The following is a 24,494-nucleotide window of genomic DNA, read 5'->3' as shown; positions in this document are numbered from 1 at the left end:
CTATGGTTTTCAATTACTCACCCATAGCTTGCAATTCATTAACCGTAACAAATTCATATCCTTTTTGAGTCAAAGAACGCAGTATCCCTTCAATCGTTCTCCATTCATTCCTAGTCTGGTCATACATAGGATGCAGCAGAATAATTGAACCTGGCTGGATATTTTCATTTACGTAATTCACTTTATCCTCCACTGAAGAGAAATAAGTATCCGGCTCAAGATCCCACATGATCGTTTCTACCTGATGTTGATTTAGATAATATGGCAGGACGACAAGCTTTTTACCATACGGGGGACGAAAATCAATCTCGCCTTTAAAGCCCGTTGCCCGTATGGCTTGGTTAGTCCTTTCAACCTCCTCTTTTATCGTGGAGTACCTTTTGAAGATCATGCGTTCGTGAGAATGGGTATGATTTCCAATTTGATGACCCGCTTCCACTAGTTGTTTTCCTATATCAAGGTTGCTCTCCAATTCTTTTCCTACTACAAAAAAGGTAGCTTTGGCCTGATATTTGTCGAGTAGAGGCAGAATGTCTTCTACATTCTTTGTGGGGCCATCATCAAACGTTAGAGCCACCACTTTCTCATCTGTTACTACTCTGTTTGTTAACCCTCCAAATAACTGAACCGTCCTTGCATTCATCAGCTTATAAGTCCCATACAGGGAAAATAGGAGGGCTGTTAAAATCATCCCAGCTACGACCCATTTCTTTTTAATAAAAATCCCCCTCACTTGCAAAAATAGAGAACAATTCCTATTAAGAGTACTCTATTAGTTTATGATTAGCTAAAGCAGGCAGCTGATATAGGGATATATATGTTTAGAAAGGTTAGGACTGTTATCCTTCCTATGTCTTTTCTGTTTTGACCCTCAGCTTTTCAAATAATCTCCTTGGAAAATAGCCATAAAGGTAACCCCATGCCACTGTCCATTCCTGAATATATGTTCTTTTTGCTCCCCTTCCTTCACGAATCCTAACTTCTCGTACAACTTCATCGCTCTATGATTGAACGAAAAGAATCTCAAATACACTTTATGTAGATTCATTTCTGTAAAGCTATAGTTTAACACTAGCTCCATAGCTTCCCGACCATATCATTTACTCCAATAATCTTTCTCTCCAATATCAATTATGCACTCTGCGTTTCGATTCTTATAATCGATATTAATTAAAGAGACAATGTCTATCGAATGATCTTGATCCTTTAGTTCAATCATGTAACATTTTGAATCGATGGAATTATAATCTCCCTTATGAAACCTTCCGTCTCTTCTTGAGTGTAAACATCTAAGTTTGGACTCGTGTTCTCCATTACCACTGGATTATTTCTCCATTTATAATAAATGGGCGCATCGTCTTCAGTTACTTTCCTTAAGTTTATTCTGTTACTACTGAACATCCTCATCACCTATTTCTCATATTCTAGCGCAAATACTTATCATATTTATCAAGATCATCCGGATTTAACCCGCTGCTTGCCTGGGCTTCTTTTTGCATGGATTGGTTGCAGCTTTTACACACATAACGCGTTTCAGGATTTTTAAGAATCCTTTGATACTGAGTATCTGAGCGATCAATTGTATAGTTCTTTTTACAGAAAAAACAAATCGTCTTCAGCATTACGTCTCTCCTCCTACCTTTACGATCTCTATACTGTAATAGTTCTCCAACTTATTCTATAACCCTTTTTATTGAATACAAAAAGACGCCTTCCGGGGTAATTCGGACCAGCGCCTTAAAGCATTTTTTATAAAAAACCTTTACTAAAAAACCCTCTTCTGATCACGGTCGTCTTTCAGTATCTCTACTGCTTCCCTGAAGCGTTGCGAATGGACGACTTCCCTTTCCCGCAAGAACTTCAAACTGTCATTCAATTCAGGGTCATCCGACAAATTAATGATCCATTGGTAGGTTGCCCGCGCCTTTTCTTCCGCTGCGATATCTTCATAGAGATCGGCGATTGGATCACCTTTTGCTTGAATGTACGTCGCTGTAAATGGTGCACCCGCTGCATTATGGTAGAAGAGTGCTTTATCATGATCAGCGTAATGAGCTCCAAGACCCGCCTCTTTCATTTGCTCAGCTGTGGCATCTTTCGTGAGCTTATAAACCATCGTCGCAATCATTTCGAGGTGGGCGAACTCCTCTGTTCCAATGTCATTTAGCAGACCTACGACCTTGTCAGGGATCGTGTACCGTTGATTCAAATACCGTAGTGCCGCAGCTAATTCCCCGTCGGCCCCGCCATATTGTTCAATCAGGAATTTTGCTAACATTGGATTGCAATCCCGTACCTTTACGGGATATTGAAGTTTCTTCTCGTAATACCACATTCACTATTCCTCCCATCAGTTCGTTCTGTTTAAACCTGCCACGGCCAGGGTGTATCATCCCAGTTCCAAGGATAGCTTACGAAGCTTCTGCCAAAATGCATCAGCGGGCCAAACTTGCTCTCAAAACGAGCCTTAAGTTCCATCGATTTCCTGGTAAATTCATTAAATTGATGAATGGCATCATAATCATTGGGGTGTGTATCTAAGTAAAGGTTCAATTCGACTAAGACGAAATCAATGGCCTGAATTTCCTCAAGCTGCTGATAGTATTCAGGAGGCATCTTCTTACTCATTCTCTTCACTCCCCCTCTTGTGTGGATTTGGATACGGACTAAAAAGCTGCGGCCATAAAGTTCCACTGAACAGAGCCTCTTTAGGCGTTTGGTACTGGGCTAATCCATATGGCTGGAATCCCATGTACAACTGAGGCGGGGTGGAGTAACTCTTTATTTTCATGGGCGGACACGGATCAAACGGACTGTAATAGGGCCTCCAATATTTATACTGTGTGTACATAAACACCCTCCTTCCCATTGATAAATGCATCACCTCATATATATGAGACCAACCCTATTCCTATTCACACCTACATCTTGTAATGAGCGCATCCATAATAAAACGGACGCTGCCTTTTTCAAGACAGCGTCCGTGATGATTGTTTACTCGTGTTTTCTAAGTGATTCTTAAATAACTATTTAGGATTCTTAAATATCGAGGTTTCGCGGTCCTTTCAGTCAAAAAATGTCATATGCGGCTTATCCTCTTTATAATAGGTTAACCTATCCTGCAGTGTGCCTGTATGGAATTCAAATTTATGACCATCTGGATCCAAAAAATAAATCGATGGTTTGTCCTTCTTATCCCTTGGCCTTCCCGACAAGATATTTACGTTTAATTTCTGGAGTTTTTCATACATCTTATCAAAGTCGTTTTCCTCAATTGAAAAAGCAATATGGGTATAAGATTGCGAGATGTCATTTCGCGGAATCATTTTTTCCTCATTCAAAGCAAACCACATTCCATTTACATCAAAATAGGCGGTGCTCCTCCCTTTTACTAACAGCTTCGCATCAAACACCTCCTGGTAAAAAGCGATCGAGTTCTCCAAATCAGAGACTGAAAATAAGAAATGATTAATTCCCTTAATCGTCACATTACCACCTCACCTATAAATTAGTTAATATTTCCATCATACAACAAAATCATCCTTCCTGAAGATTGGTTCCAGAAAAGGTTCGATGTTTAGAATAAGTTCAGTTTGTTGACACTCATTTCACCAACTGTCTATACTTAGGTCGTGTTAAATCCTATGTGCAACAGACTGTTGAAAAACAGGCTGCATCATAAAAATAATGGTCAAGCAAGGAGTTCATATGGCAAAAGAAGATAAATATCAACCCTTACAAAGAGAAGTCAAAGACCACTGGTATGTAACGTACAATGAAATGGGATTTCCTTCGATACAGAAGGGATGGGTTTTACCAGTTGATCGCTGGGCTGAATTTGATCCCTTCATATTAATGGCGGAAGATTGGTTCAAGAAGGGGACTTTTCCAGATCACCCTCACCGTGGGTTTCAGACCGTGACGTATGTGGTGGACGGAAGATTAGAACATATCGATAATGGAGGCGGGCGCGATATCCTTGAGCCCGGAGATGTCCAATATATGAATGCTGGATGGGCGGCTCGCCATGCAGAAGATGGTGTCGAGGATGATATTGCACACACGCTCCAATTGTGGCTGAACCTTCCTAAAGACAAACGAAACACAAAAACGATGTATCAGAATGTGTACTCAGAAGAAGCCCCGGTCGTTCCTATTGAAGGAGGATCTGTTAAAGTATTTTCCGGGAAAATTGCCGGTGTCCAGGGTCCGTTGGAATCCATCGTCCCGATCACCCTTACCGAGATCACCTTATCTGAGGGAGCCGAGTACGTGCTTCCGTTACCGGAAAACCATAATGCATTTTTATATGTGTTAGCTGGAGATCTTGACGTCGGGAAAAATAAAATCAATCTGAAGAAACATGGGGCGGCCACATTGTCGTTTAATGACGATGGCGACGAGGCAAACTCCAGCGAGCTAAACATAAAATCTAACAAACGCCGAACCAAGATCCTCGTTTACTCAGGAGCTCCAATAAAAGAACACATTGTTCCTTATGGTCCGTTCGTGATGAATACAATGGAAGAAATCAAACAAGCTTTCAAGGATTTCCATGACGGGAAATTTGGTCCGCCGGCAATCTAAAGGCAACGTTAGGATAAGGCGTGCTACGGAAAGGAGAAAGATGACCGAAGTATGGATCCGGTCATCTTTTTTAGTGGCTTAAGTCATCTTTTTAAACATTAAGTATGTACATATTTAATGAAGCTGTTGGCGACTCATTTTACCTCAAGCTGAAGTTATGACATTGAGTACTAATGAGTCTACCACCAGAAATCAGCTCTGCTAAAATGACCGTAATCAATGACAACGAGATCACCTTTATGCGATAAAGCCAGGTTCTCTTCATTTAAATCCCCCGGATGTATGCCTTCTTTCAAGAAGGCATCCTCCAACTTCACTAGCTTTTTCCTATGGTCTCGCTCCTCCATCGATACTTTTCGAGTCATTTTTCTCATGATTATCCAGCCATGTCCAAATTCTTTCACAGGGCATAAATAGTTCCGTAAATGGTTAGGACAGTCTCGAAACAAATTAACTTCAAGTTCATTGGAAAGGAAACCCATTCTACGAGTGACCACTTTTAACACATATCCATTGTTAAGATCAAAAACAATTCGGAAGGTTCCATAACCAAGCACGTCATAGCTGAGTCCCATTTTCTTCTTTGCCTTTCTCGCAATTCTTTCATCATTATAATGTCCGTATTTTTCCATTATGGATAACCAATGCTCAATCGATCGCCATTCCTTGTCGGTTAAAATAGAATGTGTATTCCCCTTGGACATCTGTCTCATAAAGCTCCTCCTCTTAGAAGCGCGACTCTTAAACAAGCCAGGACGAAAGCTGCTGTCCTGACTCATTTTGTACTCTCCATAAACTAATCTTAGTAGCGTCTTCCGAAGCTGCTTGCTCCCACAATAATGAGCAAAATAAACAGCACCACGATCAATGCAAAATTGTTTCTATGTCCATATCCCATTACAACCCACCTCCCTGTATATCCATTAAGATATCCTATGCAGGAAGGTCGAACTTTGGAGAGGAAATCCGCTGAGTTTTTGCTAAAAATTCATAGATTTATGAGGAGAATCAGGATGCTAAATGGAAAACAGCCCTAAAGCATAATGAAAAAGACGCCCTTCTAAATAGAAAGACGTCTGGCTTAGCGCAATAAATACCCCATTCCGTATGTTTCCTCACGGGCAGATACTAGTTTAAACGGTCTATGACATATGGTCTGTCTTTTTTATCTGCCAGATCAAATGCCGATTAAATACTAATCCATTGAATAAATGTGACAAGCTTGCAAAAAATATGAGTACTGCTTATAACGCAAAAACGCTGCACAAATGAAAACGTATGGAGTAGATTAGGCTAGTGAAGGGGCATGACTATGGAACCCATTATATTATGGTTTTTACTAATCATTGGATTAACCTTATTGGTTTTCATTATGACAAAATTACCCTTTAAGGAGTTTCTTTTCGGGTATTTACTAACATCCTATTTTGCCATTGTCATTGGAGTACTTGTAGTAGAAGAAAAAATGATTGACTACCCTGATAAGTTCTTACAAAATCACTTTGACTCTAGCCTGCTATTTGAGTATCTGCTGTTTCCAGTCGTGTGCTTATTCTTTTACCGAACATCCTATCACTCTTCTCGTATCGGAATTTTGTTACAAGCTGCTTTATATTCAGTTGCTTTAACCGCTATGGAATTAACAATTGAGAGATACACAAGCCTAGTTGAGTATAGTACATGGACGGGAATCCATACATTTTTTAGTGTCCTTATTTTTATGATCTTTATACGAGTTCTATTGCAGCTGCTTCGTACCCGGACACCATAAAAGTTAAAATTTTCAGGGAAGAAATCCAATGGAGGGGGCAATGAATTTGTTTCGTGGTGATGCACATAAATTATACTTAAAATTAAAAAAGACGCGTGAAGCCGATATTCCTTTTGGTGAATTGGAGGAAATTAATGAAGTTACAGAAGTTCAGTCCTTTTATTCAGATCTTGATTCAAATACATTGGAGAAAATTTCATACCGCATGATAAAAGAAAAGAACGGCTCAGGAATGATTCCCATTTTTGTCTCCACGGGGCCGTGGCTGCTATTCTTGTTTTCGGATCAGCTGCAAGAATTCATTTTCACTAAAGGTATGACATGGGGTATTGTGTTCGCAGTTGCTTATATCATTGTCCTTACTTTAAGTGTCATTCTTCATTTTCGTGAAAAAGCGTGGGCTTCTTTTCACATTGCTATTATTGAAGATATATTGGATAGCAGATGAGCTTTTTTTATATTGTCTGAGTAGTTACTAATTGTAGTTATAACTATCCAGATTAAAAATGCAAGATCTGTTGTGGAATCTTGCGTTCTAATTAAGATGTAAACACTCCACATCCCTGCTTTAAGCTCATACTAGACACAATATAAAATCTCTCCTACATAAAATAATCACCTGCACGTATTCACGTCATGGTGGTTATTGTTGTACGATAATATGAATAGGACAATCATTTAACTCATAGAAGGATCCACAAATCCTTTGATGATATGAATATGACCATCATCCTCTGTTGTTTTCACCTCTGCATAATGGGTGTGGTACCCATTAGGTAAAGCAATTGGCGTACTGGTAAAAGTTTCGTAATAATGAATGTGACCGTCATCAAAGGTTGTGTTCCCCCACATTTTATGGACATGGCCCCCTTCTGTCTCAATCGGCGTACCAGTTACTCCCGGGTGCAAGTGAACATGCTCATCCTGACATGTCGTTGCCCCACCATGTCCGTGGGTATGACCACTTCTTTCATTTGGACTCATGGAATTTTGATTTGTATGTCTATAATTCGGATTGGGTGCTTGGGGCAGGTGAGGATATCCCACTCCAGGTGAATAAGGGACTCCAGACGGACTAACATAAGGGTGAGGAACATACCTGTTATACATCCGTTCATCTCCTTTTTGGATATTCCATATTAAGGTATGTAACGGTCGCTGCATCAGAACTATTTTCCCTCACCGAATCTGTTTTAATCGAAAAGTACATGTTTTATAATTTCCGATAATATCTTAATGATCTATAGTCGTCAGACTCTTTATTCGCGTACCCATTTTGTTCGTGTTTATAGACAAATCCCTTAGCTTCATAAAAAGGAATACCTTTTAAGTTCCCTTTTTGAACAGAAACCCATTGTTCAGTGGCGTGGAAGCTTTCTTTTTGCTGAGTGGTGACTGCTTCTAGTAACTTTGTGCCAATTCCTTCATTACGCCTGTTAGGATCTAAATAGAGCACAAACACTTCTCCAGCCGTTTCGCTAACCATTCCGCCTCCACACGCTCCAATTACTACCCTGTTTTCCAAAGCTACAAAATACCCTCCCCACTGCTTAGTGGCATGCTTGACTTCCTTTAGAATTCTTTTCGGGTTGTAAAACTCTTTTATGATCCTGTCGGTATATTCCTGAGTATATATGTCTTTATATGTTGCCCGTGTAGCGCTTGAACACACGTCAGCTATTCCTTGTACGTGATTCGGTTGTGCTTTTACAACATGAACCATTTTTCTCCCTCCGCGGGTCAAATGTTTGAGCTCACTTTAACTCATCTATTATTCCTAGCTATGAACAAATAACCAATCATTCCTAACAAAAGCATCTTGTGTTCTATAGATAGATCATCAGATAGCTCTACAATATCATTATCGACATCCCGGAAAATTCCCGTATACTCATGTGGAAACCGACCGTTAAAAAAGTAAGCCCAACGGTGATCATTGGTATCTTTCAAGCTGAAATCACCCGAGAACCCCGAGGTCTTCACAGGTAGAACCACCTCATCATGGCTGTTCATTAGCTCACCTTTTATATGAAAAAGGCTCTTAAATTCTTCTTGGACCCAAGTATTGATCCTCACTGTCATAGACGGATATTACACTCTCCTTGAACCCACGGCGCTTAAACGTAAACATGGTTTCCCCTTTATGTGAAATGAATGCGATGGTTAACGGGAGCACCGTTAATAAGGAACTTTTATAAGTTAATAGTGGGTAAAGATACCAGGGTATGTGTACAGGTTTATATGCACCCACAAAATGTCCGTTTTTCTCAAAACTGAGCAATCGTGGTATTAGCGCAGCATCTTGCTTTAAGACAAGATGATCGATCTCCAAAATAGATGTATTGGAATAAGGGATTGAAAAATCTTTAACCTTGTTATACTTCTGTCGGCTCGTTATGGCTATAGCTGCCAAAAATCCCAACGGGGCCAGGAAAGCGGATGCCTCCACCCAACTACTAGTAGTTTCAGGCCTTTCCAATACTAAATATCCTGCTACAACCAGAGCAACCAGCCCTGTAAGAACATAGGCTAGCTTTTCTCTACGTTTATACATTTCTGCTATCAAAATAGCACCTCCCAAGTAAACCTCACTATAACTACGAACATGAGTCATGTTGGTTTCAATAGGACTAACGATTTTTGTCTAATAGAAATGAGTAATGTTAAAAAGCAGCAGTCCAGCCCGCATCGGCTGTTATTACCGTACCGTTTACAAAACTTGAGTCATCAGATGCTAAAAATAGGGCAGCCTTCGCAATCTCTTCTGGTTTACCCGTGCGCGGCATGACAGACTGGGCAGCTCTTGTACGACTGGCTCCAAACTCATTGAAATTCTTTATCGATGAAGCAATATTTGTTTCCACGCCGCCGGGGGCAATCGCGTTGCAGCGAATTCCTTTCTCTGCATACATATAACCGGTATTTTTCGTTAGTCCAATTACCGCATGTTTTGATGCTGTATAAGTTGCCCCTGCATGAGCACCATTTAATCCGCCCGAAGATGCTGTATTCACGATAACCCCACTTTCTTTCTCCAGGAAAATCGGCAACGCTTTACGTGTCGCACGCATGACACCTTTTGTATTAATATCAAAAATGAGGTCCCACTTTTCATCCTCAATATCCCCGACAGGCTCCATCCCATCCATAATTCCCGCGTTATTAACCAATATGTCCAGCGTTCCATATTCATTTACAGCTGTATCAATCATATGTTCGATATCTTCCAATTCTGCAACATTCACCTTTACTGCCTTAGCCGCTCCACCATGACTATTGATGTCTCTTGCAACCGTTTCAGCTCCTTCACTATTTAGGTCGGCTACAACAACTTTTGCTCCCTCTTTTGCATATAAGTCTGCAATGGCTTTCCCCATGCCAGATGCTGCTCCGGTTACTACTGCAACTTTATCCTGAAGTTTCATCAAAGTTCCTCCTATTACGAGATTCTGTGAAAAATTAAACTGTTGTCCTTCTCCTTCCCCAACATCTCAATCCCCAACCTCAACTAGAAAAACTCTTCCTTCAAATCCTCCTAGCTGCTTACACTTTTCACGACGTATCCTTTCCACTAGTTTTAACGCAGATCCATGGGTTTTCGAAGCAGCATGAATAGTAAATCAGCTAACTCCTCCAACGCTTCGTGGTCGCTTTCTGCGGCTAAATATTCGTTTAACTCTTCTTCAATCTTATCTTTCAAAGAACACTTTCACTTAGGTCACGTGTGCAAAACGCCTTCCCTGATTCTTTGATAATTTCAGGAATTCGATCACGAACGAGTTTATGGTATACGGGCACGTTTTCTCACTCCCAAACCATATTAAATACATAATTAGACATTTTTCTATCAAAATCCTCCTATCATTAGTAAAAAAATAGATAGATTGCATGATTTAAAATATTCTTCCAATTTGGTACATTGTATACGGTTCTATTACAATTTTAAGGGGGAAAAAGACGGATGAAGAAAAGACAGTTGTTAACTGTTTTAGCCGCTCCAGTCATGGCTTTCTCGTTATTTCAGGCAGATGAGGTATCAGCAGAAACGAATTTCGACATGACCCAGTTAAGTGATACAGAGCTTTTGATCGAGCAAGACATTATTAAGCAGAAACAGCAGGTTCAAATACATAATAACCCTTATGTGACGCGCCTCGAAGTGATGAAAATGTTGAAGCGTGCGGATGAGATGAAGGGATTAAATCCGAAAGATATATTTTTCTCCGATTCATCGAATAAGTCCAAAGGCGCTAGTCCTAAGGAACCAATTACACGTATTGATATGGCCAAAGTATTTACACTTGCCATGAATAATGGCGAGATTCCCGAAGTAGATCTTGAAGTATTAAATAATTTCACGGATGTAGATTCCATTCCTGAAGAAGCGAAGCCATATGTAGCCTATGCCACTCTGGCTGGCGGATTCGACATTACTTTTGAGGAAGCATTCCATCCAAATGAGCCAATGACACTTGAAGAAGTGGCCAAAACATTCAAACCACTCGTCTTTGATGTGATTGATATTCTTTCTACTAACGACATTCATGGTCATATTACTCAAAATCAACAATACCAGCAAGGCGGTATGGCGATAATCGGCGGTATTGTTGAAGATTTTCGCTCCGTTAATGCTGATGGAACGGTCGTTGTCGATGGCGGCGATACAATGCAAGGAACGCTGATCTCTAATTCTTTTGACGGAAAATCTACTATTGAAACGTTAAATGATATTCAATATGATGCAGGGGCAATCGGGAACCATGAGTTTGATTGGGGAATCGATGTGCTGGAGCAGCGCTTAGATGATGCCTCCTATCCTATACTTGGCGCGAATATTTTCGAAGAAACTACAGGAGAGCGTCCTGAGTGGGCCAAGCCTTATACGATTGTAGAAAAAGGCGGTTATAAAATTGGAATTATCGGTTTTGCGACACCGCAAACACCACAAACAACCTTATCGACTCATGTGGAAGGTTTAGAATTTCCTACCCCTGCTCCAATTGCTGAAGAGCTGGCGGCAGAACTTGAGGCAAAAGGTGCTGACATGGTCATGGTTACGTCCCACCTTCCTGGATGGCATGAAAAAGAAACCGAAAAAATTATGGGTGAACTTGCTCAGTTGGCAAATTCCTCTGAAGGTGGACTTGATGCCCTTGTCGGCGGGCACTCACATGAGCGAGTGGCCGGGCATGTCAACGATATCCCAGTTGTTGAAGCAAGCCGTTATACCAATGCCATGGGACACATTCAGTTATTTGTCGATCCCGAAACAGAAGAAATCTATGATTCTGAAGTCGATATGCTAGAAACATATGAGCATCTCGCTGGTAAGGATGAAAGTGTTCAAGAGATTGTAGATTACTATAAGGAACAAGTTGAAGAAGTAAAAAGTGAAGTCGTATCTACGACCGAAGGACCGCTGACTCGTGATCGTAAATATGGCGAGCTTGGTGTCAGCCAGCTTGGAAATATGATCACGGATGCAATGCGTGAACGCGCGAATGCGGATATTGCTTTTCAAAACAGCGGCGGGATTCGTGCTGACATTAACGCTGGTGAAATTACTTATGGAGAAGTATTCGAAGTGCTTCCTTTTGACAACTATAACGTAACTGCCCAGATGACTGGTCAGCAAATCAAAGAAATCCTTGAAGGACCGGCACCCGATGATTGGAACTTCATGAAGATTCAGTTCTCCGGCATGGATGTTGTCTATAATCCTGCTAAATCAGATGGTGAACGCGTCACTTCGATTAAGTTAACGGATGGAACGCCTGTTTATACAAATGGCGAGTTCTCTGATCAAACGTTTACGGTGGTGACGAACAACTTCCTATCTACAGGCGAAGGCGACGGCTACACAACATTTGGTGAAGTAGAATGGACGTCACAGCCTGCTTTCCAGCGAGAGCTGTTTGCTGATTACTTGCGTGAGAAGCAAGCTAATGGTGAAACGATTGATCCTGCTGATGCGTTTGACGGTCGTTTGATTGAAAAATAATAGATTGATCATGAAAGCCAGCAGAATGTGGGGATTCTGCTGGCTTTTTCTGTGGATTATTTGATAATGCCGCTAAGTTGCATGAGGGTTGACATCTGAGACCAGCACCCTATTCGAACATACACGCTCGATTTTAGTTAGAGAACAATCCTCCCCCGCATCTACAACAAAACATCTAAAAAGCCTCCTGCCTGAGAAAACCTTCATGTTTGCGCTTCCCTTATAAGTGGGAAAATGATTAGACAGATGTTGTATTTCAAAGGTGGGAATAATCATGAATAAAAATTTACATAAAGGATGGATCTTTTTCTTTGGGGCTCTCGGCGGCCTCCTTTATGGATATGATACGGGGGTTATTTCTGGTGCCTTGCTGTTTATCGGCCAGGATATCCCTCTTTCTAATTTTCTTGAAGGACTAGTCGTCAGTTCTTTACTGGGTGGTGCTATTGTAGGTGCCGGGATGAGTGGTTATGTAGCCGATAAATTTGGCCGAAGACGTGTGGTCTTCGTGATCGCTCTCATCTACCTGATTGGTTCCCTCGTGTTAGCCTTTTCCCCAAACGCTTGGGTTCTGATTACAGGTAGAATTATTTTAGGCCTTGCCGTTGGGGGCTCGACAGCTATTGTACCCGTGTATTTATCTGAAATGGCTCCCACTCAATCGAGAGGGGCACTTGCCTCTCTCAACCAACTGATGATTACAATCGGGATTGTGCTCGCCTATCTAGTCAATTACGCTTTCTCCTCTATGGAAGGCTGGCGTTGGATGTTGGGCCTCGCCGCAGTACCGGCGATTATTCTAATGATTGGCGTCCTATTTATGCCTGAAAGTCCTCGATTCTTAATTAAACATAATCGAGAAAAAAAAGCCCGAGATATTATGGCATTAACGAGGAAACAAAATGAAATTGACGATGAAATTGAGCAAATGAAAAAGATTGAAGAAGTAGAGGAAAGTACGATGGATGTACTGAAGTCAAAGTGGGTTCGACCGATGCTTCTGATAGGCAGTGGTATCGCGGTTTTTCAACAGTTAATCGGGATCAATGCAGTCATCTACTATGCGCCTACCATTTTCACGCAAGCAGGATTAGGAAATTCTGCTTCCATTCTTGGGACGTTAGGCATTGGGATTGTCAACGTTTTAATGACGCTGGTGGCGATTGCCACGATTGACAAATTGGGCAGAAAGAAGCTGCTGTTGATTGGAAATGTGGGAATGACCTTGAGTTTAGCCGTTTTGGCGACCATCTTGTTCACGTTCCAAATGACGACCACCATCGCTTGGCTGATCGTATTATTCCTCGGCCTGTTTATCGTGTTTTTCTCGGCGACGTGGGGGCCGGTCGTTTGGGTCATGCTCCCTGAGCTTTTCCCATTGAAGGCAAGAGGTGCTGCCACAGGGTTTACAACCTTGCTTTTATCAGCGGCCAACCTGGTTGTCTCCCTCTTCTTCCCTGTTTTGCTAGGTGCAATTGGCACCGCATGGGTATTCGTACTCTTTGCGATTATTGGTGTTTTTGCCTTTACTTTCGTCAAGAAATACGTACCTGAGACGAAAGGAAGAAGCTTGGAGGACATTGAGCGTGATCTGCGAGGAAGCCATTAAGGAACCAGGACCTTCTATCAGTTTTTTCTAGGAATTAAAAGAGCCTTTCTTTACGTGCCTTTAAGCACTGGAGGAAAGGCTCTTTTAATTCCTTTTTGTAAGACAACTCAATCTAATATAAAAATTATTGCTCACTTGCCCGCGGTATATACTGTCCTTTACTGTTCGGCTGAACTCGCTGAACAAGTTCTGTAAAAATATGAGAATAGGATTGCAAACGGAATCCCCGCTTCTTTAAAAGCAGCATGATCGCTCCAGTCTCCTGTTGTTCCCTTGGGATAATGCGGATTCAGTCCGGGATTCACTTGGAGATCGAGGTCTAACTCATTACTGATATCTAGCGCTAGTTCTCTGACCCATCCTTTTTTACCAGCGTTTCCATGGACGTATCTCCTATCTCCCGCGGCAAGACTGTCCAAGTTAATCATGGCCTTTATGTGATTGATTTCTGGCTTCAATAATTTCTCATAAGCAAACACAGCAGCACAGAATAGTTTTTGCTTAGTAACGAATACTTAAAAAAAGAATTTAGTTAGGAGGTTTTACTATGAAGAATGACTACCAGCTGGCAACTCTTTCAGAGACTGAACGAGAAAAATTAGAAACTCTTGAAAAAGAATTCGGCAAAGTCCTAATCGCCTGGGAAGGAGAAAAGTAATTCACTTTTCCCAACCATACTAAGAATAGCCAGAACCTTAGCGTTCTGGCTATTCTTATGGTTCTTATTCCCCTGTTTCTGCAAACCGATGAATTCGCTCCCCAATTTGATCGCGAACACGCTGGAAGACCGCCCATTTTTCCCCATCCGTGCCTTCAGCTTTAGCAGGGTCATCAAAACCCCAGTGTACTCGTTGAATATGAGGAGGTGTGACTGGACACTTATCTGCGGCATCCCCGCATAACGTGACGATTAAATCGGCTTTGTTAAAAATATCAGGATCAATCACATCCGATTGCTGGCTTGAAATATCGATACCTACCTCGTTCATTGCTTTAACAGCATTTGGATTTAATCCATGGGCTTCGATTCCAGCGCTTTTGACATCCCAATCTTCTCCTAGATGTTTATTCGCCCAGCCTTCAGCGATTTGACTTCGGCAAGAGTTTCCTGTGCATAGAAAGTAAATGATCTTTTTAGCCATGTAAGTTCTCCTTTTTCGCTTGAATTTCTTATTTTTCATCGTTATAAAATGAGCCCTAACCATAGGTACAGTCCTGTTAACGTAATGAACAGTGTTGGAATCGTGAGCAAAATACCCACTTTAAAATAGTAGCCCCATGAAATCTTAAACCCTTTTGTTGCTAAAACATGCAGCCATAGTAGTGTCGCTAACGAACCAATCGGTGTAATTTTCGGCCCTAAATCAGAACCGATGACGTTAGCGTAGATTAGCGCTTCACGCATCACGCCAGAGGTGTTCGTTTCGGCAATCGCAAGCGCATCGATCATCACCGTCGGCATATTATTCATGATCGATGACAAAATGGCTGCAATGAAACCCATCGAGATAGTCGCTGCAAATAACCCTTGTTCAGCAGTATATTGAATAACATTTGCAAGCACATCCGTTAACCCGACATTGCGAAGTCCGTAAACAACGACATACATCCCGATTGAGAAAAAGACAATTGCCCATGGAGCACCTTTTATTACTGTTGTCGTCTCTACCGCGGTACTTCTTCTGGCCATCAGGAGGAAGAAAATCGCCACAATTCCTGCGATAATCGACACTGGAATGCCTAAAGGTTCACTTGCAAAATAACCAACTAACAGAATCGCCAGCACGGCCCAGGATAACCGGAACATTTTATGATCCTGAATCGCCTGCTTCGGTTCCCTTAACTGATTGAGGTCATAATTTTCTGGAATGCTTTTCCGGAAAAACAAATAAAGAACGAGGATACTCGCACCTATAGAAAAGAAATTTGGAACAACCATCCGCGTTGCATATTCAATAAATCCTATGCCAAAGAAATCTGCTGACACGATGTTAACCAGGTTACTCACGATTAACGGCAGCGAAGCCGTATCCGCGATAAATCCACTTGCCATAATAAATGGCAAAATCATCGCTTCCTTAAAATTCAAATTTCTCACCATCGCCAGCACGATCGGGGTAAGGATCAGTGCAGCTCCATCGTTAGCAAACAATGCAGCAACAACCGCTCCTAGAAGAATGACATACACAAACATCTTCTTCCCATTTCCACCGGCTACTCTAGCCATATGAAGAGCAGCCCACTCGAAAAAGCCGATTTCGTCCAAGATTAGTGAAATAATAATAATGGCGATAAACGCTAAAGTGGCGTTCCACACAATGTCCGTTACCGCTGCGACATCCTGAAAATCAACCACACCGAAAAGTAACGCCAGAATCGCTCCACCACATGCAGACCAGCCGATCCCCAAGTTTTTCGGCTGCCAAATCACTAACACTAGTGTAAGTATAAAAATAATTGTTGCTATAATAGCTAAGTTCAATTGAATCCCCCTACGAACCGCATTGTATACGTAAACCCGCTTCTTCCAATGCGCGTAATTTCTCTTTTTGATCTGGAATCTGCTCTAAAATCTGTTGAACGATCGGAGATGTTGGATGAGCAGTGTTTATTGTGTAAAAGATCCATTGCCCCCTCCGTTGTTCCTTCACAAGCCCAGCATCGCGAAGCTTTCTTAAATGCTGGCTAATGGAAGGCTGACTCATTTGGAGTACTTCCACAAATTCACACACGCAGCACTCTCCATCTTTTATTAATCCCATAATGGTTAAGCGTGTTCTATCACCCAGAAGTTTCAATGTTTGGGCAGCGTTTTCTAGCTCAACCTTTGTTTTTTCCATGAACATCACCTCGCATAATAATCATATTAGCATATACTTATATGATTTACAAAAACTTATCGTACCCTTTGAATTGTCTAATTTGGAGTTAGGTCGCAGTGTTCATTCGTTAGGAAGTTATCCCTTCTAGTTAGGGCGTTATCATTCCGAGACAGGGCGCTATGATTTTGAGACACGGTGCTATGCCCCCTTGTTAGAACCTTATAAAACAAACCTGTTAACAACGAATTGTTACTTTGTCACCTTTTCGAGTAAAATAGAGATAACAAAATTGATGTGATTTAGAAAGGATGGGGAGTCCCATGAGAGTCATGATTTTATTAACGGCATTTTTGATAGTGGGAATTGTTCTATCAGCTTGTGGCCAACAACAAGACAACCAGACTAACACCGACAACACTGCAAATGACGACAAAGCAGAAGAAGTAAACGGTGACCAGAATAACTCAAATGGGAACCAGAAAGATCCCAAAACGGACCGCCCCGGAGGTATTGTCGCAGGCAAATTAGAAACAAGCCTTAAAGTAAGCGAAAAACATGCTTATTTTCAAATTAAGAACCAAACAGAACGTGTCCAGAAACTTGTCATCTCTGGAAAAACCGCCTACAACTACATCATTGCAGATTCTGAGGGAAATACAGTTTTTGAGAAATCAAAAAGCCAGCCTCAACATGAGCCTAAAAAGCCGATCACATTAAAGCAGGCTGAAGAGGTTGAATACAAACTGCCCATCCCGGAAAATTTGGAGCCAGGGACATATTCAATCACAGCTATCTTGCATACCCAACCTGTGTTAAAAGCGAAAACTTCCTTCACAATCGAGTAACAGCTTTATAATGTAAGCAAGCCAGCAGGACACTTCCCGCTGGCTTATAATATCTATTTCAACTAAAATAATCCGTTATTAATTTTCTTCTGAAGCTGTTCAGCGGCAAATATAGCTTGCTCATCCTGCTGAATATCTCCAGGTTTGTTTCCCTCTCCAAGAACATAGCCTTCAAAAACAGTCCCCACAAAACTAAAGATATACTGAAATTGCTGTATTAGAGGAAGCCCCTTTAATAACGGCATATCCCCGCCCACTGCCACAACATACGCCTGTTTTTCAGCCATTATTTCTTTAAATCCTGGATATTCCTTAATGGACTGCGACCATCGATCGATAAAATTCTTTAGCGTTCCCGACATTCCATACCAATAGATCGGTGTTGCAAAAATGATCACATCATGCGAGAGCATACGATCTATAAGTTGTTTATAGTCATCCCCGACTTTTGGAAAACCAGCTTCATCGTGACGGTAATCTTCAATAGGCTGAATATCGTAATCCTTCAAAACAATTTTCTCCACTTCCATTCCGCCAATTACTTTTTCCGTCAATTGTTCAGTATTTCCTTTTGAACGAGTTCCTCCGTAAATAACGGCTATTGACATGCTCATCTACTCCCTTTCCTCGCTGCTTTTTTCCTGCTTCGACTTCTATACTATAATGAACTTGTAAATCAATAAAGATGATAATAGTGATTGTATTAATCGGAAATTTTGATGGAAGGAGAAAACGGATGGAAACCAAACAATTGAGTACTTTTAAAATGGCAGCCGAAACTTTAAATTTCACTCATACAGCTAATAGCTTAAATTTTGCTCAATCCACTGTAACCGCTCAGATTAAAGCACTTGAAAGTGAACTGGGAACAGTATTGTTCGAACGGTTGGGTAAACGATTAGTTTTAACAGAAGCAGGCCGTCAGTTTAAAGGTTATGCAGACAAAATGATTACACTTACTGAAGAAGCAAAGTTAATGACCGGCGAGTTAAAGGAGCCTACAGGAACTCTCGTCATTGGAGCACAGGAAAGCCAGTGCACGTATCGTCTCCCTCCAATTTTAACGGCCTTTAAAAGTCAATTTCCAAACGTCAAACTTATCTTTAAACCTGCCTACTCAGACGAAAAAGCAAAAGAACTACTCCACAAGGGAGAGCTTGATATTGCTTTCATAATGGATGTCCCTAAACCAGGACACTCTCTCATCGCCGAATCCCTTATCGAGGAAGAAATGAAACTCGTGGCAGCTTCAGAACACTCATTGGCACGGAAACAAGAAATTACTCCGGACGACCTGGAGCACGAAACCCTTCTGTTAACTGACGAAGGATGTTCTTACCGTACAATCTTGGAGGAAAGCTTAAAGAATCATGGAGTTTACCCTGCTAATAAATTTGAGTTCGTAAGTATTGAAGCCATCAAGCAATGTGTGCTGACAGGATTAGGCATAGCCTTTTTGCCTAATATGGTCGTGAACAAAGAAATACAAGAAGGACGGATCAGTGAACTTAAATGGAATCACCCTGCCTCGTCTTTTTTCACTCAAATTGCCTGGCATAAAGATAAGTTGATCACCATCCCGTTGCAGTCCTTTATTGATCTCACTAGAAAAACCTTTAAAGAAGGAAATTTCCAATAAAAGTAATACTGCATATTCCCCCTCTGCCCGTGCATGAATTTGTGTCATTACTTCATACTACTGTCAGAGGTGTTGGAAATGAAAATCATGGTTCTCTCTTTTCTTTTATTTTTTATACTGCCCCATGAAGATATGACGGATTATTTTTCACTGACCCATGACGGGGAAACGGTGGCGAGGATCAGTAGAACTGACTTTACTATCCCTTACCTTGACGAGAAGTTTGTGGATCAACAAGGGTTTGAAGCATTTATCGATGAAATCGACAGCAAATTATCTAAGTCCCCTGTAAATGCTACGATCGACGAAAACGGCACAATTGTACAAGGGAAAACAGGAACAAAGGTGAATCGTTCAAAATTAAGCAAACAATTTTATGATTATTTTTACTCCCATGAAGAAGCACAACTGGAGGTGCCTATGATTCGCGATTATCCTCAAGTAGATGGCGAATTACTTGCGGACATTAGAACAAATCAAATCGGAGCCTACCAAACTTTTTTTAAAAAAGGCAATCGCGAACGGACGAACAACATTTCTCTTGCGACTGAAGCGATTAATAACCACGTTGTCTTTCCAGGTGAATTGTTTTCGTTTAATCAGGTTGTGGGAAAACGGACGAAAGAAAAAGGATATATGCGTGCGCCTGTCATTGTAAAAGGTGAGCTGTCAGAAGATATTGGAGGCGGGATTTGTCAGGTTTCCTCTACATTATATAACGCTGTAGATGAAGCAGGCCTTGAAATTGTCGAGCGTTATTCCCATAGTCGACAGGTTCCTTATGTACCTAAGGGACGAGATGCCACAGTGAGCTGGTATGGTCCGGACTTTACTTTTAAAAACGAATATAACCAGCCCATTCTAATCCGAGCTACATCAAAAAACGGCCAAATGATCGTCCAGATTCAATCCTCAGACCGCCTTCGAAAACGTTAAACAAGATGGTTTAATTTGATGATTGCACGAGGCTCTGCTTACAAGGAGAAAACCTGTTATGAATGACAACAAGGAAATTAGAAATGTGTTGGAACGCTTATCAAGTTGGGAGCAGCGAATAGACTTTGATCGTCCCGTTGAGAAAACAATGGATATTCAAAGGTACCTGAACTACTATGGATTTGACATAGAGAATGTGGATTTTCATTTTGGGAAGATGGAAATTGATGAACAGGAAATCGCCGTTCAGATTTTTAACCCAAAGCAAAGTAAAGCGACTGTTTTTTTACTGCACGGATACTTGGAGCATGTCGGTTACTTAAGACATATCATTCAATTTCTAAACGACCATCACTACCGTGTGGTCAGTTATGATTTACAAGGGCACGGATTGTCAGCAGGGGAAGCAGCTTCAATCGATCACTTCTCCAATTATGTTTTAACGTTAGAAAAATTAATGAAAAAAGCAAGGGATGAGATGGCCGGACCTTTTTATATTATAGGGCATAGTACCGGGGGCGCCATCGCAATTAATTATGTATTAAAACATCACGATCATAATTTTGATAAAGCTGTTCTGGTGGCACCGCTCGTTCAATCCAATCATTGGTGTTTAACAAAATTAGCGTTTTACCTGATTAAACTTTTCCCCTTTATCAAAAGTGTTCATAGACGATACCGGGAAAATTCATCAAACCAAACCTATTTAAAGTTTGTCCGTAAAGATCCATTGCAACCTAAAACCATCCCATTAGAATGGCTGAATGCACTGATACGTTGGAACGAAAACATCCAAACCTATCACTCAACGGGAATGGAGACTTGTGTCATTCAAGGCACTAAAGATGGAACAGTGGCCTGGAAGGATAATATCCGTTTTATCAGCAAGAAATTTTCCCATCTAAAGATCGTTCATATCGAAGACGGAAAGCATTCATTATTTAATGAATCGAAACAAATCCGCGAACTCGTGTTTCATAACATTCATCGGTTTTTAACGGATTGACAAATTGCAAATATGACTTTAAATATGGTAATAAGGTTACTATCCAATTTTTGCAAACCTTCATTTTTTCCTTTTTCGGGTATTGTTTTCGACAAAACCCGTGCTATACTGGTGATAACATTCGAATAACGCTTTTTTCATATAATCGCGGGGATATGGCCTGCAAGTTTCTACCGGTTTACCGTAAATGAACCGACTATGAAAAGCTGTAATGATGAGATGATGCCTATTTTTGTGCTCTCTTATCATTTCAATTTGTTTTTTCAAAGCTCGAAAAAACTTGCTTTCCTCATAGTTGGTGCGGAAGCAGGATTTTTCGAGCTTTTTTATTTTTACAACAGAAGGGTGATCATTATGGATAAATTAGAACAAAAAATCAGAGATGAAGGAAGAGTGTTGTCCGACACTGTCATCAAGGTGGATTCCTTTTTAAATCATCAGATTGACCCTGTCTTAATGAAGCAAATTGGTGATGAGTTCGCCAACCGCTTCGCGGATGCAGGCGTTACGAAGGTGTTGACACTGGAATCATCAGGTATTGCTCCAGCCCAAATGACAGGACTCACATTAGGTGTGCCGGCCATATTTGCAAGGAAACGTAAATCTCTTACCTTAAATGACCACCTCTATTCAACAACTGTTCACTCGTTTACAAAAAATCAATCTAATGAGATTTCGGTATCCAAAGATTACTTGTCAAGTGACGATACAGTGCTTATCCTGGATGACTTTCTGGCAAACGGACAGGCTGCACTAGGATTGATGAATATTGCACAACAAGCGGGAGCCTCCCTTGCTGGTGTTGGGATTGTTATCGAAAAAGGCTTCCAGGATGGCGGTAAGCTCTTGAGGGAACAAGGTATTCGTGTTGAATCGCTTGCCATCATTGATTCATTAGCAGATCAAAAGATTACATTTCATAAAGAAGGTGCATCCGTGTGAAAACAGCAACGTTAGGAATTCAACACCTCCTTGCCATGTATGCAGGAGCCATATTAGTTCCGCTCATTGTTGGGGAAGCTTTAGGACTGACTTCTGAGCAGCTCACTTATTTGGTTGCTATCGACATTTTAATGTGCGGTGTTGCTACGATCCTGCAAGTGTTAAATAATCGCTTCTTTGGAATCGGCTTGCCTGTTGTGCTTGGCTGTACTTTTACAGCCGTCGGTCCGATGATTGCGATTGGCGGTCAGTATGGTATTTCGGCTATTTATGGCTCCATCCTTGTATCTGGTTTATTTGTCGTTCTCATTAGTTCTTTCTTTGGAAAATTAGTCCGATTTTTCCCGCCAGTCGTGACAGGGACCGTTGTCACAGTGATTGGGATCACCTTAATTCCTGTTGCCATTAACAATATGGGTGGCGGGCAAGGTGCAAGTGATTTTGGTTCTATCACTAATCTGTCTCTTTCCTTCGGGACACTATTATTTATTATTCTTATGTATCGGTTTACAACAGGATTTACCAGATCCATTTCCATTTTACTTGGTCTGATTGGCGGAACGATTGCAGCCGCTCTTCTTGGAAAAGTTGACTTTGCTGCCGTTACAGAAGCCTCTGTCTTCCACATGGTTCAGCCCTTCTACTTTGGGATGCCAACCTTTGAATGGTCAGCAATCTTGACGATGATCTTAGTCGCCATGGTTTCCCTAGTCGAATCGACAGGAGTTTATTTCGCCCTGGGAGATATGACCGAGGAAACCTTAGACGAAGAAGACCTTTCTAGAGGGTACCGGGCAGAAGGCTTAGCCATTCTACTTGGCGGGATTTTCAACTCCTTCCCTTACACCGCTTTTTCTCAAAATGTCGGCTTAATGCATATGACTGGAGTTAAATCTCGAAAAGTCATCCTCGTTACTGGTGTGATGTTGATTACTTTAGGGTTCATTCCAAAAATTGCTGCCTTAACAACCATTATTCCAACTGCCGTGTTGGGCGGAGCAATGATTGCCATGTTTGGAATGGTCATTGCACAAGGGATAAAAATGTTAAGCAGTGTCATTACAGACTCTCCTGAAAACTCAATGATTGTAGCGTGTTCCGTAGGTATGGGGCTTGGGGTGACAGTAGTTCCTGAATTATTTGCACAACTCCCGCAGAGCATCCAAATTTTAACGAGTAACGGGATTGTCGCAGGCAGTGTAACAGCCATTGTCCTCAACGTGGTCTTTAATATGACCCAATCAAGGAAAAAAGTAACGAGGTTAAGGGAGCAGCGGGCTTCCTAGTTATAGTTAATCTAGCTAAATTGAACTCCAGCAGTGTATAGAACACTGCTGGAGTTTTATTGGAATTACCTATCCGTTGTTACGAATTATTAAACGTTTGGGATATTTCTTTTTCAGCAAGTTCCGCATTGGCAGATTCCTGTTCTTTATGTGCATCTACGGAATCTCCGGCAAACCTGTCTTTCTCCCCTAAACTATTGGGACCGGTTCTTACACTTATTTCACCATTTGTATTTGTCTGTGTGGGGAAATCGAATGTCTTCTTGGGCTGTTTCTTCAAAGTTATCACCTCAACCTATAGCATGCTTTCCCCGCTGTTTTTTAATTCCCAAGCCTATTTTAATTAAGAGAAGCTCTCTGATTTTTAACCGACCCGACATCTTCCAACATTGAACCTAAACCGTCTTTCTAAACTCCTCATACATGGCGTTTTCCTTTTCTCGTCTAGAAAACAAGGCCACTGCAATAACAGTGATAATCGATAGAGGAAATCCAATGAAGACTGGATGAGCACCAAATGGGTGACCGGCAATTTGCCAAATCACTGCCACTGACAATCCCAGCCACATTCCTGATACTCCTGCGGCTTTGGTCGTCTTTTTCCAAAACAAGCCGAACAAAACAGGGGCTAATAATCCGGAAACGAGCATCGCACTACCGGTTACCCAGAGTGTGACCAATGTAGGAATATAAAGAGCTAATAGCACAGCAATGATCGATACGGCCGCGACTGATAAGCGACTATATAATAGCATGTTATGTTGATCGGACTTACCACCCAGCCTCGGCTTAACGAGATCATTTAGAAACCCAAGGATACTCGCGGCCCAGTACCCATTCCTGGCAATGTTAATATCCTTGGCAGCCCAGAAGCGCTGCCACAAATCCTGCCTGACGAACTGATAAGCCCCAATCGTGACATCCTCTCGGCACTGAAGGACCGAGCTTCCTGTGAAGACCTCTCCTAGAGAGGCGGTAACGGCTCACTACGGCGGGGAGGGGATCTCGCGACAGCCTCCGTGTTGTTCCATTTCTGACCCGCCTTCCAAC

The 24,494-nt window shown here is 41.5% G+C and carries 32 protein-coding genes, 1 pseudogene and 1 riboswitch; of the genes and pseudogenes, 11 read left to right on the top strand and 22 right to left on the bottom strand.

Annotated features, from left to right (window positions below; translation table 11 throughout):
- Positions 1–13: 13 nt before the first annotated feature.
- The 7 genes and pseudogenes from B5354_RS03795 to fosM form a co-directional block, all read right to left on the bottom strand.
- Complete coding sequence (locus B5354_RS03795) at positions 14–718, bottom strand: polysaccharide deacetylase family protein (RefSeq protein ID WP_079526761.1); 705 nt, start codon at positions 716–718, stop codon at positions 14–16.
- 153 nt (positions 719–871) lie between these two features.
- Positions 872–1,401 (bottom strand): annotated as a pseudogene (locus B5354_RS03790) (GNAT family N-acetyltransferase).
- Positions 1,402–1,424: 23 nt separating this feature from the next.
- On the bottom strand, positions 1,425–1,622 hold the full coding sequence (locus tag B5354_RS03785; RefSeq protein WP_079526057.1) for a DUF2197 domain-containing protein: 198 nt from the start codon (positions 1,620–1,622) through the stop codon (positions 1,425–1,427).
- Positions 1,623–1,765: 143 nt separating this feature from the next.
- Positions 1,766–2,335, bottom strand: coding sequence for a manganese catalase family protein (locus B5354_RS03780; RefSeq protein WP_079526055.1), 570 nt, complete (start codon positions 2,333–2,335; stop codon positions 1,766–1,768).
- A 29-nt stretch (positions 2,336–2,364) separates the two neighbouring features.
- On the bottom strand, positions 2,365–2,628 hold the full coding sequence (locus B5354_RS03775) for a spore coat protein CotJB (RefSeq protein ID WP_079526053.1): 264 nt from the start codon (positions 2,626–2,628) through the stop codon (positions 2,365–2,367).
- Entirely contained in the window at positions 2,621–2,851 is a 231-nt protein-coding gene (locus B5354_RS03770; RefSeq protein ID WP_079526051.1) for a spore coat associated protein CotJA, read from the bottom strand. The genes B5354_RS03775 and B5354_RS03770 overlap by 8 nt, the downstream gene beginning before the upstream one ends.
- Before the next feature lie 214 nt (positions 2,852–3,065).
- Complete coding sequence (gene fosM / locus B5354_RS03765) at positions 3,066–3,488, bottom strand: FosM family fosfomycin resistance protein (RefSeq protein WP_079526049.1); 423 nt, start codon at positions 3,486–3,488, stop codon at positions 3,066–3,068.
- A gap of 220 nt (positions 3,489–3,708) precedes the next feature.
- On the opposite strand from fosM, the gene B5354_RS03760 reads away from it, so the two are divergent.
- Complete coding sequence (locus B5354_RS03760; protein WP_079526047.1) at positions 3,709–4,587, top strand: pirin family protein; 879 nt, start codon at positions 3,709–3,711, stop codon at positions 4,585–4,587.
- Between the two features lie 179 nt (positions 4,588–4,766).
- Here B5354_RS03760 and B5354_RS03755 read toward each other — a convergent pair whose 3' ends face one another.
- Positions 4,767–5,300 carry a hypothetical protein gene (locus B5354_RS03755; protein ID WP_079526045.1) on the bottom strand — a complete coding sequence of 178 codons (534 nt, stop codon included), beginning with the start codon at positions 5,298–5,300 and terminating at the stop codon, positions 4,767–4,769.
- 89 nt (positions 5,301–5,389) lie between these two features.
- Positions 5,390–5,485 (bottom strand): YjcZ family sporulation protein, encoded by a 96-nt coding sequence (locus tag B5354_RS03750; protein ID WP_079526043.1) that lies wholly within the window; start codon positions 5,483–5,485, stop codon positions 5,390–5,392.
- Positions 5,486–5,899: 414 nt separating this feature from the next.
- Between B5354_RS03750 and B5354_RS03745 the strand changes: the two genes are divergently transcribed.
- Both B5354_RS03745 and B5354_RS03740 read left to right on the top strand, forming a co-directional pair.
- Positions 5,900–6,358 carry a CBO0543 family protein gene (locus B5354_RS03745; protein ID WP_079526041.1) on the top strand — a complete coding sequence of 153 codons (459 nt, stop codon included), beginning with the start codon at positions 5,900–5,902 and terminating at the stop codon, positions 6,356–6,358.
- Between the two features lie 40 nt (positions 6,359–6,398).
- Positions 6,399–6,806, top strand: coding sequence for a hypothetical protein (locus B5354_RS03740; RefSeq protein WP_079526759.1), 408 nt, complete (start codon positions 6,399–6,401; stop codon positions 6,804–6,806).
- Between the two features lie 230 nt (positions 6,807–7,036).
- Here the strand turns inward: B5354_RS03740 and B5354_RS20195 are convergent, their stop codons facing one another.
- The 6 genes from B5354_RS20195 to B5354_RS21035 form a co-directional block, all read right to left on the bottom strand.
- Positions 7,037–7,468 carry a YmaF family protein gene (locus B5354_RS20195; RefSeq protein WP_176142399.1) on the bottom strand — a complete coding sequence of 144 codons (432 nt, stop codon included), beginning with the start codon at positions 7,466–7,468 and terminating at the stop codon, positions 7,037–7,039.
- Positions 7,469–7,571: 103 nt separating this feature from the next.
- Positions 7,572–8,081 carry a GNAT family N-acetyltransferase gene (locus B5354_RS03730; protein WP_079526037.1) on the bottom strand — a complete coding sequence of 170 codons (510 nt, stop codon included), beginning with the start codon at positions 8,079–8,081 and terminating at the stop codon, positions 7,572–7,574.
- A 41-nt stretch (positions 8,082–8,122) separates the two neighbouring features.
- On the bottom strand, positions 8,123–8,341 hold the full coding sequence (locus B5354_RS03725) for a hypothetical protein (protein ID WP_139377048.1): 219 nt from the start codon (positions 8,339–8,341) through the stop codon (positions 8,123–8,125).
- 58 nt (positions 8,342–8,399) lie between these two features.
- Complete coding sequence (locus B5354_RS03720) at positions 8,400–8,924, bottom strand: hypothetical protein (protein WP_079526033.1); 525 nt, start codon at positions 8,922–8,924, stop codon at positions 8,400–8,402.
- Positions 8,925–9,021: 97 nt separating this feature from the next.
- Positions 9,022–9,783, bottom strand: a complete 762-nt coding sequence (locus tag B5354_RS03715; protein WP_079526031.1) for an SDR family oxidoreductase — start codon at positions 9,781–9,783, stop codon at positions 9,022–9,024.
- 152 nt (positions 9,784–9,935) lie between these two features.
- Positions 9,936–10,058, bottom strand: a complete 123-nt coding sequence (locus B5354_RS21035; protein ID WP_425432087.1) for a nucleoside triphosphate pyrophosphohydrolase family protein — start codon at positions 10,056–10,058, stop codon at positions 9,936–9,938.
- A gap of 261 nt (positions 10,059–10,319) precedes the next feature.
- On the opposite strand from B5354_RS21035, the gene B5354_RS03705 reads away from it, so the two are divergent.
- The gene (locus B5354_RS03705) at positions 10,320–12,359 is read left to right on the top strand and encodes a bifunctional metallophosphatase/5'-nucleotidase (RefSeq protein WP_079526029.1); all 2,040 of its coding nucleotides are present in this window, start codon (positions 10,320–10,322) and stop codon (positions 12,357–12,359) included.
- A 274-nt stretch (positions 12,360–12,633) separates the two neighbouring features.
- Positions 12,634–13,968: a sugar porter family MFS transporter gene (locus B5354_RS03700; protein ID WP_079526027.1), complete on the top strand. Its 1,335-nt coding sequence runs from the start codon at positions 12,634–12,636 to the stop codon at positions 13,966–13,968.
- Positions 13,969–14,126: 158 nt separating this feature from the next.
- Here B5354_RS03700 and B5354_RS03695 read toward each other — a convergent pair whose 3' ends face one another.
- From B5354_RS03695 to B5354_RS03680, 4 genes are all read right to left on the bottom strand, one after another.
- Positions 14,127–14,447 carry a M28 family peptidase gene (locus B5354_RS03695; protein ID WP_139377047.1) on the bottom strand — a complete coding sequence of 107 codons (321 nt, stop codon included), beginning with the start codon at positions 14,445–14,447 and terminating at the stop codon, positions 14,127–14,129.
- A 243-nt stretch (positions 14,448–14,690) separates the two neighbouring features.
- A complete protein-coding gene (gene arsC / locus B5354_RS03690) occupies positions 14,691–15,110 on the bottom strand; it encodes an arsenate reductase (thioredoxin) (RefSeq protein ID WP_079526023.1) in 420 nt (139 codons plus the stop codon).
- A gap of 41 nt (positions 15,111–15,151) precedes the next feature.
- Positions 15,152–16,450 carry an arsenic transporter gene (locus tag B5354_RS03685; protein WP_079526022.1) on the bottom strand — a complete coding sequence of 433 codons (1,299 nt, stop codon included), beginning with the start codon at positions 16,448–16,450 and terminating at the stop codon, positions 15,152–15,154.
- 10 nt (positions 16,451–16,460) lie between these two features.
- On the bottom strand, positions 16,461–16,808 hold the full coding sequence (locus B5354_RS03680; protein WP_079526020.1) for an ArsR/SmtB family transcription factor: 348 nt from the start codon (positions 16,806–16,808) through the stop codon (positions 16,461–16,463).
- Between the two features lie 302 nt (positions 16,809–17,110).
- On the opposite strand from B5354_RS03680, the gene B5354_RS03675 reads away from it, so the two are divergent.
- Positions 17,111–17,635 carry a BsuPI-related putative proteinase inhibitor gene (locus B5354_RS03675; RefSeq protein WP_079526018.1) on the top strand — a complete coding sequence of 175 codons (525 nt, stop codon included), beginning with the start codon at positions 17,111–17,113 and terminating at the stop codon, positions 17,633–17,635.
- A gap of 62 nt (positions 17,636–17,697) precedes the next feature.
- Here the strand turns inward: B5354_RS03675 and B5354_RS03670 are convergent, their stop codons facing one another.
- Positions 17,698–18,243, bottom strand: a complete 546-nt coding sequence (locus B5354_RS03670; protein ID WP_079526016.1) for a flavodoxin family protein — start codon at positions 18,241–18,243, stop codon at positions 17,698–17,700.
- A 128-nt stretch (positions 18,244–18,371) separates the two neighbouring features.
- Here B5354_RS03670 and B5354_RS03665 point away from each other — a divergent pair, with 128 nt between their 5' ends.
- The 5 genes from B5354_RS03665 (at position 18,372) to B5354_RS03645 (ending at position 23,444) form a co-directional block, all read left to right on the top strand.
- The gene (locus B5354_RS03665; protein ID WP_139377046.1) at positions 18,372–19,274 is read left to right on the top strand and encodes a LysR family transcriptional regulator; all 903 of its coding nucleotides are present in this window, start codon (positions 18,372–18,374) and stop codon (positions 19,272–19,274) included.
- 78 nt (positions 19,275–19,352) lie between these two features.
- Complete coding sequence (locus tag B5354_RS03660; protein WP_079526014.1) at positions 19,353–20,210, top strand: VanW family protein; 858 nt, start codon at positions 19,353–19,355, stop codon at positions 20,208–20,210.
- A gap of 58 nt (positions 20,211–20,268) precedes the next feature.
- The gene (locus B5354_RS03655) at positions 20,269–21,216 is read left to right on the top strand and encodes an alpha/beta hydrolase (protein WP_079526012.1); all 948 of its coding nucleotides are present in this window, start codon (positions 20,269–20,271) and stop codon (positions 21,214–21,216) included.
- A 117-nt stretch (positions 21,217–21,333) separates the two neighbouring features.
- Positions 21,334–21,435: riboswitch (purine riboswitch) on the top strand.
- Positions 21,436–21,570: 135 nt separating this feature from the next.
- Positions 21,571–22,158: a xanthine phosphoribosyltransferase gene (locus B5354_RS03650; RefSeq protein ID WP_079526757.1), complete on the top strand. Its 588-nt coding sequence runs from the start codon at positions 21,571–21,573 to the stop codon at positions 22,156–22,158.
- Entirely contained in the window at positions 22,155–23,444 is a 1,290-nt protein-coding gene (locus B5354_RS03645; RefSeq protein ID WP_079526010.1) for a nucleobase:cation symporter-2 family protein, read from the top strand. The genes B5354_RS03650 and B5354_RS03645 overlap by 4 nt, the downstream gene beginning before the upstream one ends.
- Positions 23,445–23,523: 79 nt before the next feature.
- Here B5354_RS03645 and B5354_RS03640 read toward each other — a convergent pair whose 3' ends face one another.
- Together B5354_RS03640 and B5354_RS03635 are read right to left on the bottom strand one after the other, a co-directional pair.
- Entirely contained in the window at positions 23,524–23,733 is a 210-nt protein-coding gene (locus B5354_RS03640; protein WP_245804698.1) for a hypothetical protein, read from the bottom strand.
- Between the two features lie 106 nt (positions 23,734–23,839).
- Positions 23,840–24,328 carry an SLC5/6 family protein gene (locus tag B5354_RS03635; protein ID WP_079526006.1) on the bottom strand — a complete coding sequence of 163 codons (489 nt, stop codon included), beginning with the start codon at positions 24,326–24,328 and terminating at the stop codon, positions 23,840–23,842.
- Positions 24,329–24,494: the final 166 nt, after the last annotated feature.

Source organism: Halobacillus hunanensis (assembly GCF_900166655.1).
Taxonomy (GTDB): domain Bacteria; phylum Bacillota; class Bacilli; order Bacillales; family Halobacillaceae; genus Halobacillus_A; species Halobacillus_A hunanensis.
Note: the sequence above shows the minus strand (reverse complement) of the source record. Positions and strands in the feature narration are given on the sequence as shown.

What these genes read in the sequence shown, in the direction of transcription:
- B5354_RS03785 (WP_079526057.1), bottom strand. Translation starts at nt 1,622, where the DNA reads ATGCTGAAGACGATTTGTTTTTTCTGTAAAAAGAACTATACAATTGAT.
- B5354_RS03780 (WP_079526055.1), bottom strand. Translation starts at nt 2,335, where the DNA reads ATGTGGTATTACGAGAAGAAACTTCAATATCCCGTAAAGGTACGGGAT.
- B5354_RS03775 (WP_079526053.1), bottom strand. Translation starts at nt 2,628, where the DNA reads ATGAGTAAGAAGATGCCTCCTGAATACTATCAGCAGCTTGAGGAAATT.
- B5354_RS03770 (WP_079526051.1), bottom strand. Translation starts at nt 2,851, where the DNA reads ATGTACACACAGTATAAATATTGGAGGCCCTATTACAGTCCGTTTGAT.
- B5354_RS03760 (WP_079526047.1), top strand. Translation starts at nt 3,709, where the DNA reads ATGGCAAAAGAAGATAAATATCAACCCTTACAAAGAGAAGTCAAAGAC.
- B5354_RS03755 (WP_079526045.1), bottom strand. Translation starts at nt 5,300, where the DNA reads ATGAGACAGATGTCCAAGGGGAATACACATTCTATTTTAACCGACAAG.
- B5354_RS03750 (WP_079526043.1), bottom strand. Translation starts at nt 5,485, where the DNA reads ATGGGATATGGACATAGAAACAATTTTGCATTGATCGTGGTGCTGTTT.
- B5354_RS03745 (WP_079526041.1), top strand. Translation starts at nt 5,900, where the DNA reads ATGGAACCCATTATATTATGGTTTTTACTAATCATTGGATTAACCTTA.
- B5354_RS03740 (WP_079526759.1), top strand. Translation starts at nt 6,399, where the DNA reads ATGAATTTGTTTCGTGGTGATGCACATAAATTATACTTAAAATTAAAA.
- B5354_RS20195 (WP_176142399.1), bottom strand. Translation starts at nt 7,468, where the DNA reads ATGTATAACAGGTATGTTCCTCACCCTTATGTTAGTCCGTCTGGAGTC.
- B5354_RS03730 (WP_079526037.1), bottom strand. Translation starts at nt 8,081, where the DNA reads ATGGTTCATGTTGTAAAAGCACAACCGAATCACGTACAAGGAATAGCT.
- B5354_RS03715 (WP_079526031.1), bottom strand. Translation starts at nt 9,783, where the DNA reads ATGAAACTTCAGGATAAAGTTGCAGTAGTAACCGGAGCAGCATCTGGC.
- B5354_RS03705 (WP_079526029.1), top strand. Translation starts at nt 10,320, where the DNA reads ATGAAGAAAAGACAGTTGTTAACTGTTTTAGCCGCTCCAGTCATGGCT.
- B5354_RS03700 (WP_079526027.1), top strand. Translation starts at nt 12,634, where the DNA reads ATGAATAAAAATTTACATAAAGGATGGATCTTTTTCTTTGGGGCTCTC.
- arsC (WP_079526023.1), bottom strand. Translation starts at nt 15,110, where the DNA reads ATGGCTAAAAAGATCATTTACTTTCTATGCACAGGAAACTCTTGCCGA.
- B5354_RS03680 (WP_079526020.1), bottom strand. Translation starts at nt 16,808, where the DNA reads ATGGAAAAAACAAAGGTTGAGCTAGAAAACGCTGCCCAAACATTGAAA.
- B5354_RS03675 (WP_079526018.1), top strand. Translation starts at nt 17,111, where the DNA reads ATGAGAGTCATGATTTTATTAACGGCATTTTTGATAGTGGGAATTGTT.
- B5354_RS03670 (WP_079526016.1), bottom strand. Translation starts at nt 18,243, where the DNA reads ATGTCAATAGCCGTTATTTACGGAGGAACTCGTTCAAAAGGAAATACT.
- B5354_RS03665 (WP_139377046.1), top strand. Translation starts at nt 18,372, where the DNA reads ATGGAAACCAAACAATTGAGTACTTTTAAAATGGCAGCCGAAACTTTA.
- B5354_RS03660 (WP_079526014.1), top strand. Translation starts at nt 19,353, where the DNA reads ATGAAAATCATGGTTCTCTCTTTTCTTTTATTTTTTATACTGCCCCAT.
- B5354_RS03655 (WP_079526012.1), top strand. Translation starts at nt 20,269, where the DNA reads ATGAATGACAACAAGGAAATTAGAAATGTGTTGGAACGCTTATCAAGT.
- B5354_RS03650 (WP_079526757.1), top strand. Translation starts at nt 21,571, where the DNA reads ATGGATAAATTAGAACAAAAAATCAGAGATGAAGGAAGAGTGTTGTCC.